10 protein-coding genes are annotated in these 10852 nt (G+C 63.6%); 4 read left to right on the top strand and 6 right to left on the bottom strand.

The features are described 5' to 3' along the window. Nucleotides 1-106: 106 nt before the first annotated feature. The 4 genes from J4F42_19425 to J4F42_19410 all read right to left on the bottom strand — a co-directional run bounded on the left by J4F42_19425 (nucleotide 107) and on the right by J4F42_19410 (nucleotide 3502). On the bottom strand, nucleotides 107-1441 hold the full coding sequence (locus tag J4F42_19425) for a metallophosphoesterase (protein ID MCE2487689.1): 1335 nt from the start codon (nucleotides 1439-1441) through the stop codon (nucleotides 107-109). A 139-nt stretch (nucleotides 1442-1580) separates the two neighbouring features. Further along, complete coding sequence (locus J4F42_19420; protein MCE2487688.1) at nucleotides 1581-1823, bottom strand: type II toxin-antitoxin system HicB family antitoxin; 243 nt, start codon at nucleotides 1821-1823, stop codon at nucleotides 1581-1583. A 79-nt stretch (nucleotides 1824-1902) separates the two neighbouring features. Continuing rightward, entirely contained in the window at nucleotides 1903-2295 is a 393-nt protein-coding gene (locus J4F42_19415) for a hypothetical protein (protein ID MCE2487687.1), read from the bottom strand. Between the two features lie 16 nt (nucleotides 2296-2311). Beyond that, the gene (locus J4F42_19410) at nucleotides 2312-3502 is read right to left on the bottom strand and encodes an amidohydrolase (protein ID MCE2487686.1); all 1191 of its coding nucleotides are present in this window, start codon (nucleotides 3500-3502) and stop codon (nucleotides 2312-2314) included. Nucleotides 3503-3657: 155 nt separating this feature from the next. On the opposite strand from J4F42_19410, the gene J4F42_19405 reads away from it, so the two are divergent. Both J4F42_19405 and J4F42_19400 read left to right on the top strand, forming a co-directional pair. Further along, nucleotides 3658-4047, top strand: coding sequence for a hypothetical protein (locus tag J4F42_19405; GenBank protein ID MCE2487685.1), 390 nt, complete (start codon nucleotides 3658-3660; stop codon nucleotides 4045-4047). Between the two features lie 23 nt (nucleotides 4048-4070). After that, complete coding sequence (locus J4F42_19400; GenBank protein ID MCE2487684.1) at nucleotides 4071-4472, top strand: HNH endonuclease; 402 nt, start codon at nucleotides 4071-4073, stop codon at nucleotides 4470-4472. Between the two features lie 15 nt (nucleotides 4473-4487). Here J4F42_19400 and mutL read toward each other — a convergent pair whose 3' ends face one another. Beyond that, nucleotides 4488-6077, bottom strand: a complete 1590-nt coding sequence (gene mutL / locus J4F42_19395; GenBank protein ID MCE2487683.1) for a DNA mismatch repair endonuclease MutL — start codon at nucleotides 6075-6077, stop codon at nucleotides 4488-4490. Nucleotides 6078-6226: 149 nt separating this feature from the next. On the opposite strand from mutL, the gene J4F42_19390 reads away from it, so the two are divergent. Further along, a complete protein-coding gene (locus J4F42_19390; GenBank protein ID MCE2487682.1) occupies nucleotides 6227-7390 on the top strand; it encodes an amidohydrolase family protein in 1164 nt (387 codons plus the stop codon). A gap of 258 nt (nucleotides 7391-7648) precedes the next feature. Here J4F42_19390 and mutS read toward each other — a convergent pair whose 3' ends face one another. After that, nucleotides 7649-10231, bottom strand: a complete 2583-nt coding sequence (gene mutS / locus J4F42_19385) for a DNA mismatch repair protein MutS (protein ID MCE2487681.1) — start codon at nucleotides 10229-10231, stop codon at nucleotides 7649-7651. 330 nt (nucleotides 10232-10561) lie between these two features. On the opposite strand from mutS, the gene J4F42_19380 reads away from it, so the two are divergent. Continuing rightward, nucleotides 10562-10852 (top strand): hypothetical protein (locus J4F42_19380; protein MCE2487680.1); only part of this gene is annotated, 291 nt, incomplete at its 3' end.

Below are 10852 nucleotides of genomic sequence, written 5' to 3'. Positions count from 1 at the left end.
GCGTCCGCATACAGCTGGCTGGCGCTCAGCCGATGGCCTCGGGCCTGGGCCCAGGCCGCCATACTGCCCAGACCCTCAAACGGAACGTGGTGCAGGGAGTGCAGCCTCATGCCCTGATCTCTGTGTCGGGTCTGGATGGGGAACGCAGCGTCAGCAGGGCAATCTCGGGAGCAATCCCCAGGCGCATCGGATAGCCGTAGAAACCGACACAGCGGGTGACGAACATGCGCATGTCGCCGCGCTGAAAAATCCCCTGATCCGGGATGCCGAGCAGCCCGATCACCGACACCAGGGTGTCCTGGCCCAGCGGGATGCCGATGTGCCCGCCGTGGGTGTGGCCGGACAGCACCAGGTCGGCGCAGTTGTCCGGCAGCAGCTCAAAGCCGCGCGGGTCATGGTTGAGCAGGATGCGGGGAGCCTGGGGCTGCCAGGCGCGCAGAATCTCGGCGTAGCGCTCGGCCGGACTGCCGGTCATACGCAGGAAGTAGTCCAGGCCCACGACTTCCAGCTTATGGCCGTCGATCGACAGGCTGACCAGGGCGTTGCGCAGGGTGTGCACCCCGGCCTGGTCGAGCAGCGAGACGAGGCGGGTCGGGTTGTCAAAATCGTGGTTGCCCAGGCACGCCCACTGGCCATACGGGGCCTGAATGCGGGCCAGGGCTTCGTACAGGGGGATGTCGAAGTCGCCGACCCGGTGGGTCAGAAAATCGCCGGTATGGAGTATGACATCGGCCTTGGCGCTATTGGTCAGGTCGGCCATATGCAGGAGCCGCCGCCGGTTCATATACCCCCCGACATGGATGTCGGATAAATGGGCCACGCGCAGGCCGTCCAGTTCCCGGGGCCAGTGGGGCAGGACCAGCTCGCGCTCTTCGAGCTGCAAGTCGTACGAGGTCTTGACCCCTGACGCCGAAAACATGAACGGTGTTGCCACGCCCAGTGCGCCGGCCTGGCGAAGAAAGCGACGGCGCTGGGGCGAAACCACGCTGTCGGCAGCTGGCTCGGCGGTCTGAACGAGACGTTTCAGACCGCGCCGGCCGAGCGACCACAGGTCCAGGCCCATATAGCCGAAGAACAGCAACAGATAGGCGCTGTACCAGATCGCTCCGACCCAGGACACCCCGGGCGCGTGGAGCAGCGGCAGCTCGTCACTCCAGCGGCCGGTCAGAAACTGGGCGGCCAGAATGATATCGCACGCCAGACCGAGCCACCGCGTGGCTCGAAAGAGGCCCCCAGAAGAACCCAGAGCCTGCTCAAGAGCGGCGTGGAGCCGCAGCCGGGCATACGAGAAGGGGGCAAATCCGATCGGTACCAGTACGGTGAAAAACAGCGCCCGTCGGTAGAAGAAGAGGCTCATGCCCAGGATGCCCAGGGTGAGGAACAGGATGAGACCGTACTGCCAGCGACGAAGCTGGCGGTAGCTGGTTGAGGCGTGTGTCATAGCTGTTTCACCTGAGCACCTTGCTTGAAAACGGAGGGACTGCGGCTGGCGCAGGGTGCCGGCTAAGAAAGCCGTTCCCAGTCTGTTCTCGTGAGGAAATAAATCAGATCGTGACGCTCTATAGGACCAAAAGGTGGCATTAGGCGACTTCTTGGATATCCAAGGATATACCCTCGACTGAAGGCAGGGGATGGCCCATCTTCAGCCCAAGGATGATCCAGGCTTCCAAGACTTCTTGGAGTTCTGCCCGACAGGCTTCGAGAGTGTCAGCGTTGGCCCATACGCCTTCCATCTCCTCAATACTTCCAAAATACCCCTCTCCGTCGGGCAAAAGTTCATAGTGGGCTTTGTCCATAGCTGCCTGGATATATGCGGTCAGCACGGCTTTCTCCTTACTCTCGTCCGAAGCGCGGGCCGGCCCTATGACGTCAGCCAGTCTGCTTGGAAGAAATCATGATAATCTAGGCCGACCAGTTGTCCAGATCGAAACCGTCCGGCAGGGGAGCAAAGAAGACGCTGGCCGGCCCACCGACGGTCCGCGTGGTATGGCCCTTGCCGGTCACGTCGTCGGCCAGAAAGGCTTGGCCGGCCTGCCACTGCCGGGTCTGCTGATCGGTCGTGCCGACTTCCAGCGTCCCCGACAGCACGACGACAATCTGGCGCTGGGGCGCGTTATGCCAGGTTTGGGACATGCCGGCCGGCAGCTCCACAAAGCGCACCGACGGTGAGACGTAGGCGTTGGACAGCATCAGGGTGTGGCCGTCGGCGTCCTGCTGCGGGGTGGTGATCGGAATGTCGATGTCCATGAAGCGCGAACCGCCGTCCTCGGTAGCGTAAAAACGGGTGATCTTCATCGTTCCCCTCCTGGTGTTAGTCGGGCTGAATCGGGTACAGCTTCAGGGCGTTGTCCCACATGATTTTCTTCTTGCTGTCGTCCGATACGCCCTCAAGGGCCATGAGTTCTTTGACCGCCCAGGCATACTGGCGGCCTTCGGGATGACCAAAGTCGGTGGCGGTCACGATGTTGTCATCGCCCAGCAGGTCAATCGTCTGTTTGATGCCCGGGTCGTCCGGGTCGGCCGAGATGTAGCACTGGCGCTGAAAGTACTCGATCGGATGCTTGCTCAGTCCGGGAATCTCCAGGCCGCGAAAGCCGCCCTGGACGCTGGCGCCGAGTCGGTCGAGCCAGAAAGGCACCCAGCCCGCGCCGGATTCCAGGTGGACCACCCGCAGGCGCGGATGGCGTTCCAGCACGCCGCCCATAATGAGCGAGGTGCAGGCCAGCATATTGCCGATGGTGAAGGCGACGGTCGTCTGGGCCGAACGCAGGCGCGGAATATAGTGGTAGAGCATGTCGTCGGCTGCAGTGCCGGTGCCGGTGTGGACGGCCAGCGGCACGTCGAGGTCTTCGAGGGCGTTCCACAGCGGTTCATAGAACTCGTCGTACAGCCGGTGCTGGCCGACCGGCACCGGGTTGATGTGAATGGCCTTGAAGCCGAGGTCTGTGACGCACCGGCGCGCCTCACGCGCCGCCTCCTCGGCGTCGCGCAGGTCTACCGAGCCGGCCCCGAAGACCCGACCGCCGGCCGCCGAGCAGAAGTTGTACAGCCAGTCGTTATACGCCCGCCGATAGGCTGCGGCCGTGTCGGCCGCCATCTTGGGCACGGCCACCGACAGCAGACCGACCGAGGGGTAGACGACCATGTAGTCGATCCCCGTCCGTTCCATGGCTACGGGGTACATCTCGGGCGGAAAATTCTGTTTGGCAAACTCGGCGTAGGCTTCGTCCTGACCCGGCAGGCTGACCCGTACCCCGGGGTCGAACGAGGCCGGGCCCATAACGCTGGAATCAATCGGGTCGCGGCCAAAGGGCATGGTGTAGCTGCCGCCGTCGGGGTTGGGGATGGACAGCTCAAAACGGAAACCCAGCGGGTCTCCGTCGTAGAACAGCCACGTTTTGGGCATCTGATGGCGAAACTTGGGATCGAGATAGCGCTCGAACATGTCGTTCGGTTCGAGAATATGGGCGTCGCTGTCGATAAAGCGGAATTTTTTCTGCACTACCATTCTCCTCGCTCAAGCGTGTAGGGAATGAGCCGGACTGTACCATCTCGGGTGCCGGGGCTGCAAGAAAGGGGAGGAAGCGCTGGCGTGGCGTATGGTAGAATCCGGTCATTTGGCATACCATACGGACGAGTAGCCAAGGAGAGCCTCTCATGAGTACGCAGGTCACCCTCACTTTGCCGGACGAGGTGTATCAAAAGGCTGAGCGCTTGGCCCGCCTGATAAGCTGTGAGGTGACGGAGATTCTGACTCGCACTCTCACGATTTCCCTCCCTCCGTTCGACGCATTATCAGAAGAGTTGACACCGGTGGCAGACCTCTCGAATGAAGACCTTTTGGCCCTCACTCAACTCCAATTGCCCCCAAGTCAGGATCGAAAACTCAGTCTCCTTCTCGACAAACAACAGGCTGACAAGCTCTCGGCTGCGGAGCAGGCCGAGTTGTTTGCGCTCATGCAACGCTACCAGGCAGGACTGCTTCGCAAGGCCCAGGCTCTCCGCGAGGCCGTCCAGCGTGGCCTACAGGACCCTCTTGAATCCTAATGCCTGGCTCAGTCTCAGCTGCCGTGCGAGACCGAACGCGGTCTCAGGCTCGGAACAGGTGCGGCTATTGTCAGAGTTCGCAACAGTACGTTCTTGGGCAGCTGGAGATCGACCATATTCTCCCAAAAGCCCGTGGCGGGGCTGATGCGGAAGATAATCTGTGGCTCGCCTGCAGGATGTGCAACGGATTCAAGGCAACCCAGACGCGCGCCCGTGATCCCGCTACAGACCGAAGCGTGAGGCTCTTTAATCCTCGACGCCAGAGCTGGGCCAGACACTTCGAGTGGAGCAAAGACGGAACACGTATCATTGGACGGACCGCCTGCGGTCGGGCAACAGTTGTCGCTCTCCAACTCAATCATGTCATCGCCATCATGGTCAGACGTGAGTGGGTTGAGGCTGGCTGGCACCCCCCAGGAGATTAGGCTGGTTCGATTCGTTCAGGCCTCGTCATTACCCTCAAACTCGCAGCTCAAGCCCGTCCGTCCCAGCCTGCGCCGTACCTCGTCCAGCGACAGCCGGAAATAGGCCGGGCGATCATGCGCGCAGGCGTGGGGGTGGGCGGTCTGCGTCCAGGCCGTAAGCAGCTGTTCCTGGGCGTCGCGGCTCAGCGGCTGGCCGGCTTTGAGGGCCGCCAGGCAGGACAGGGCCTGGCGGATGTCCTCTTTTTTGTTGCGCAGGCGGGCCAGCAGCCGCGAGAAAATCAGGCCTGAGGACTGGGGTTCAAGAAAATCCGGCACAGCCCGTAGCGCGACCACCCCGGGACCGAAGGCGTCCAGCTCAAAACAGCACGCCGACAAGGCCTCGGCCGTGTCGTCCAGGAAGGCTTGCTCGTCAATCGACAGTTTGACCACCTGGGGCGCAATCAGGCGCCTGGCCTGGACCCGGCCGTCTTGCAGCCGTTCGTACAAGACCCGCTCCTCGGCCGCGTGCTGGTCCAGGAGGTAGACGTGGCCCTCGGATACGGTCAGCAGGAAGCTGTTTTCCACCTGACCGACCAGCGCGAAGCCATTGACGGACGCTCCGTCGTAGGCTTCCTGCTGTTCTGCCACGGCCTCGGTTTGCAGCCAGGCCGGACGCTGGCGGTGTTCGAGCGCGCTTCGGACCAGGCTGTAGATGGCCGTATCGTCCCGGAAGCGGACCTCGGCCTTGGCCGGATGGATGTTGACGTCGAGCTGCGAGGGGTGCAGTTCGAGAAAGAGCAGGACCAGCCCGCCGGCCTCGCCCCAGGCGTCTCGGACGGCCCGGTACAGCGTCCGGTCGCGGACCGGGCGGCGGTTGACGAACAGATAGTAGCGCCGCTGCCAGCCCGACTGGCTGGGCAGCACGGCTCCCCACACCCGGCCGCTCAGACCCGCGTTTTCCACCTCCTCCAGACCCGAACTCGTCTCGCCGCCAAAGCAGGCCGTCAGTCGCTCCTGGAGCGAGCCGGGCTGGAAGTTGTAGACCTCGCGGCCGTCAAACGACAGGGACAGGCTCGTGTCGGGAAAGGCCAGCGCAAAGCGGGTAAAGGTGCCCAGGATATGGCCGTACTCGGTGCGCAGGCTGCGCATGAACCGGCGGCGGGCCGGGGTGTTGTAAAACACGTCCCAGACCTCGACGCTGGTGCCGACCGGCGCCCCGGCCTGGCGCTGGGAGACCGGCCGGCCGGCCTCGAGGCGGTGTTCGGTGCCGAGCTGGTCCGTGCGCTGGCGGGTCAGCAGTCGCAGGCGGGAGACCGAGGCAATGCTTGGCAGGGCTTCGCCCCGAAAGCCGAAGGTCCGAATCCGGGCGATATCGGTGGCGCTGGTGATCTTGCTGGTCGCAAAACGCTCACACGCCAGACCGACATCGGCGGCGGCCATGCCCGGACCGTTGTCGGTGACCTTGATCAGCCGCCGGCCGCCCTCCTGGATTTCGACCCGAATCGTGTCGGCGCTGGCATCCAGGGCGTTTTCAATGAGTTCCTTGACCACGCTGGCCGGTCGCTCTATGACCTCGCCGGCGGCAATCTGTTGCTGAACGTCTGGAGGCAGAATGCGGATTTTCATGTACGCCCGGGACAGCCTAGCAGAAGTCGGCCGGCGTGTCTGTGGCGGTTTGTGGCCATTGCCGAAAAACCCTTGTCGAGGGGCGTCAAGTGCGCTAGAACATACTCCTGAGTTCAGAAAGTTGATTCACCAGTTGAGGAGGGAGAGTTATGTCGTCTGTCACCAACAATAAGACGTTTCCGTATCGTGGCGCGATTGACGCCGACGGGCATATCCTTGAGACGCCTGATGCCTGGGAGAAGTATATTGACCCCAAGTATCAGGACCAGGCCATGCGGGTGACGGTTGGCCCGGACGGCCTGGAAGTCCTCGAAATCGCCGGCCGGCCGGCCAAGTACATCAAGCCCGGCCAGCTGGCCGCGTTTGGCGGGATGGGTAAAACGCCCGAAGAGGTCGAGCCGCACCCCGACCGGACCTATGTCAACATGGCCCCGTTCGGCTCGATGGACCCCCAACAACGCCTGCAACGCATGGACGCCGAGGGTCTGAACAAGGCGATTGTGTATCCCAGCCTGGGGCTGATCTGGGAGACCGAGGATCTGGGCGATCTGGGACTCCAGGCCGCCTATGCCAGAGCCTACAACCGCTGGGTGGCGGATTTCTGCCGGGATTCGTCCGGGCGTTTGATTCCCATCGCCCACATCTCCTTTGGCGATCCCCAGGAGGCGGCCGGCGAGCTGGAACGGGCGGTCAAAGACGGCTGTCGGGGTGCGTTTGTGGTGCCGTTCACGCCGACCAACAAGTCCCACGCCAACCCCGACTACGACCCCTTCTGGGCCAAGGCCCAGGAGTTGGACGTGCCGGTCGGCATCCATCCCAGCGGCGAGCCGCCGGCCAAGCGGGTCCACCAGCGCTTTCACGACATGCAGAAGTGGGCGCTGTGGCACTTCAACGTGCACGGCGGGCAGGGGCCGCTGCAAGCCTTTACCGCCCTGTTTCAGTACGGTCTGTTCGACCGCTTTCCACAGGTGAAGATCATTGTGCTGGAGTCCGGCGCGGGCTGGGCCGGCTATCTGCTCAACCGCATGGACGCGGTGTACGACAGCCCGCTGGGTGAGTCGGTGCCGCTCAAGGAAAAGCCCAGCTACTATTTTCACCGCCAGTGCTGGATCTCGGGCGACCCCGACGAGAAGGCGTTTGGCAATGTGGTGGATTTTGTCGGCAATGACAAATTCTTCTGGGCCTCGGATTTTCCTCACTTCGACCATCCCGACAACTACATGGACGAGCTGCTGGAGCTGGTCGAGCCGATGGGCGACGAAACCCGTCGCAAGGTCATCGGCGATAACGTCGCTCAGGTCTACGGCCTCTAAGTCGTCATTTCCCCAGCGGACCAACCGTCTGCGTGGTCCCTGTAGCCGTGGAGCGGTGTCTCAATAGCAATCCCGGCGTGAGGTACTCGGGCCGGAAAAATCCCCCTGCGCTAGCGCAGGGGGATTTTTGTGTGGCGACAACAGACAAAGCGATTGACGAGCTGGCAAGTGGCAAAGGGCAGCGTTCACTTGGGGATTTGCTGATCGTGCTGACCCCAGCTCGCTCTCCGCAGTTCAAGAGTGACGGGAAACGGGCAGCTATTTCTCTTGATCGCCCTCGGCCAGCTTCTTCAACTCGGCCAGGACCACCAGGGCGTCGATCGGCGTGGTATGCAGCGGATCAACCCTGGCCAGTCGGGCCAGGACTGGCTGCACGTCTTGAGACGGCCTACGACCATTCTTCGTGATTCCGACGGGGTCGGCCCGGCGCAAGCTTTCTGCCACATAGGCGTCCGTGTGCTGGTTCGCTTGCCAGCTCAGCAGCAGGTCTTTAGCTCGCTGCACAACGTGCGAGGGCAGGCCGGCCAGCTGGGCCACATACACCCCATAGCTCTTCTGGGCTGCGCCGGGCACGACGGTGTACAGAAACGTGACCTCGTCGTGTTCTTCCCGAACGTCCAGGCGGGCGTTGGCAATACCCGGGATGGTATCCGCCAGGCCGGCCAGCTCGTGAGTTTTGGCCTTGATGTCCCGGGCCAGGCTTTCGGCCACGGCCTGGGCAATCGCCTGTCCGTCCGAGGTGCCGGTGCCGCGCCCGACCTCGTCGAGAATGACCAGACTCTTGTCCGTGGCCTGACGCAGGATGTTGGCCGTTTCGGTCATCTCGACCATGAAGGTTGACAGCCCCTGGGCCAGAAAATCGGCCGCCCCGACCCGGGTAAAAATCCGGTCCACCACGCCGACCGTGGCCGCCTCGGCCGGCACGAAGCTGCCGATCTGGGCCAGCACCACCAGCAGGGCTGCCTGGCGCACATAGGTGCTTTTGCCGGCCGCGTTCGGACCGGTCAGAATCAGCAGGTGGGTGTCTGCATCCAGGGCCAGATCGTTGGGTACGAAGGGCGCGGTGTGGTTTTCGAGCACCGGGTGACGGCCCTGGGTGAGGGACAGAGCATAGTCTTCGCCGACCTGCGGCCGGACCCAGCCCTTTTTACCGGCGACCTCGGCAAAGGCGCACACCAGGTCGAGCAGACCGAGGGTGTGGGCGGTCTGGCGTAGCCGGTCGGCCTGAGCCGCGACCTGATCGCGCAGGGTGCTGAACAGGACATACTCCAGCTGTTTGCTGCGGTCGCTGGCCGACAGCATCTTGTCCTCAAAGCGGTGCAGGGCCGGGGTGATGAAGCGTTCGGCGTTGACCAGGGTTTGCCGCCGGGTATAGGTCTTGGGCACCAGCTCCAGGTGTGACTTCGTCACTTCCAGATAGTAGCCGAACACCCGGTTGAAGCCGACCTTGAGGTTGGGAATGGCCGTGCGCTGGCGTTCCTGCTGCTCGTAGCGCGCCAGCCAGCCGCTGCCGTCAGTCTGTATGGCCCGCAGCTCGTCCAGTTCGGCGCTCACCCCGTCTCGAATCAGACCGCCGTCCTTGGCCCCGGCCTTGGGCTCCTCGACCAGGACGCGTTGGATTTCGGACCGGACATCCTCCAGGGGATCGAGCGTCTGGTGCAGCTCGGCCAGCAGCCCGGCGGACAGGCCGGACAGGAATTCACGCAGCGCCGCCAGGGGAGCCAGCGAGACGGCCAGGGCGGCCAGGTCGCGCGGGGTGGCGACCGCCGAGGTCGTGCGTGAGGTCAGGCGTTCAAGATCGAGAATCTGTGCCAGACCGGCCTGTAGGGTGGTGCGGGTCTGGGGCTGGGCCAGCAGTGCGGCGACTGCCTCCTGGCGCTGACGGATGGCGTCCACCGAGCGCAGCGGATGCAGCAGGCAGTGACGGAGACGGCGGTAGCCCATGCGGGTTTTTGAGGCGTCAAGGACCGACAGCAGCGAGCCGTGCGACCCGCCCTCCAGCAGGTTTTCGACCAGCTCCAGGTTGCGCTGGGTCTGGGGGTCGAGAAACACGAAGGCTTCACTGCGGTAGACCTGGGGGGCTGTGATGTGGGGCAGAAAGTCTTGCTGGGTTTCGGTCACATAGGCCAGCAGGGCACCGGCTGCGGCCAGGGCCTGGGGGTGGGAGGCGGTCAGCGGCGTGACCTGCGTCCGGCCAAAGCGGCGGCTCAGGGCCCGGCGGGCCGTGGTCAGGCGAAAGTCGGTGTCCGGCCGCTGGGTCATATGCGCCTGGGGCTGCCAGCCGGCGTCATCGGCTTCGCTTGCCCGCAGCAGGATTTCCTGGGCCGGGAATTTTGCCAGCAGGCTGGGCAGCTCGGTCCGGTTCGTCTGGGCCAGCATGAACTCGCCGGTGGTCAGGGCCAGCACGGCCAGGCCGACCCGGTCGGCGGAGTCGGAACACACCGCCGCCAGGCTGCGCTCGGCATCGCCGGTCTCGAACAGCGTGCCCGGGGTGACGACCCGGACGACCTCGCGCCGCAGCAGGCCCCGCCCCTTGTGGCTGCCTTCCAGCTGTTCACAGATGGCGACCTTGAAGCCTTTTTCGACCAGGCGGCTGAGATAGGTGTCGAGCCGGTAGTGGGGCACCCCGCACATGGGCACCCGTTCGGTGTTTTTGCCCTGCGGCCGCGAGGTCAGGGTGATGTCGAGGGCGCGGGCCGCAATCGCCGCGTCGTCGTAAAACATCTCATAGAAATCGCCAAACCGAAAAAAGACCAGGGTTTCCTGGTACTCGGCTTTGACCCGGTGGTACTGGGCCATCATGTCGGTCGTCGGACTGGCGGGGGAGGGTGAGGTGCTCACTGGACTGGCCTTGGTGTATGGGGCTGCACATCCGTCCAACAATGGAGACAAAGCGCGCGACGTGCAAGAGGCCGCGTGTTGTCCAAGCCCGACGGGTAGGCTAGAAAGACCTGGCAGAAGGAGCAGAATCAGACATTTCCGTATGCCGGCGCGATTGACGCCGATGGTCATATTCTCGAGCCACCCGATACGTGGGAAAAATATATCGATCCCCAGTTCCGTGACCGCGCCCTGCGCATCCGGCCCAACCACGACGGGCTGGAGGTCGTCGAGGTCGGCGGCGCACCGGCCAAATATGTCCGCCCGGGCGGATTGGCCATTTCCGGGGCGATGGGCAAAACGGGCGAGGATCTCGAACCCCACCCGGATAAAACCTATGTCGGCCAGGCGCCGTTCGGCTCGATGGTTCCCACCGAGCGGCTGGAACGCATGGACCAGGAGGGCCTGGACAAGGCGATCATCTATCCCAGCCTGGGGCTGTTGTGGGAGGCCGAAAATCTTGATGACCTGGAGCTGCAAGCCGCTTACGCCCGGGCCTATAACCGCTGGGTCGAAGACTTCTGCCGAGACTCGAACGGCCGCCTGATTCCGATTGCCCACATCTCGCTGGGCGACCCCCAG

The sequence above is a fragment of the Desulfurellaceae bacterium genome (genome assembly GCA_021296095.1).
Lineage (GTDB): Bacteria > Desulfobacterota > Binatia > Bin18 > Bin18 > JAAXHF01.
This window is presented reverse-complemented; position numbering and strand designations above follow the sequence as displayed.

Excerpts from the sequence above, each read along its gene's own strand:
- J4F42_19425 (MCE2487689.1), bottom strand. The coding sequence starts at position 1,441 with ATGACACACGCCTCAACCAGCTACCGCCAGCTTCGTCGCTGGCAGTAC.
- J4F42_19415 (MCE2487687.1), bottom strand. The coding sequence starts at position 2,295 with ATGAAGATCACCCGTTTTTACGCTACCGAGGACGGCGGTTCGCGCTTC.
- J4F42_19405 (MCE2487685.1), top strand. The coding sequence starts at position 3,658 with ATGAGTACGCAGGTCACCCTCACTTTGCCGGACGAGGTGTATCAAAAG.
- mutL (MCE2487683.1), bottom strand. The coding sequence starts at position 6,077 with ATGAAAATCCGCATTCTGCCTCCAGACGTTCAGCAACAGATTGCCGCC.
- J4F42_19390 (MCE2487682.1), top strand. The coding sequence starts at position 6,227 with ATGTCGTCTGTCACCAACAATAAGACGTTTCCGTATCGTGGCGCGATT.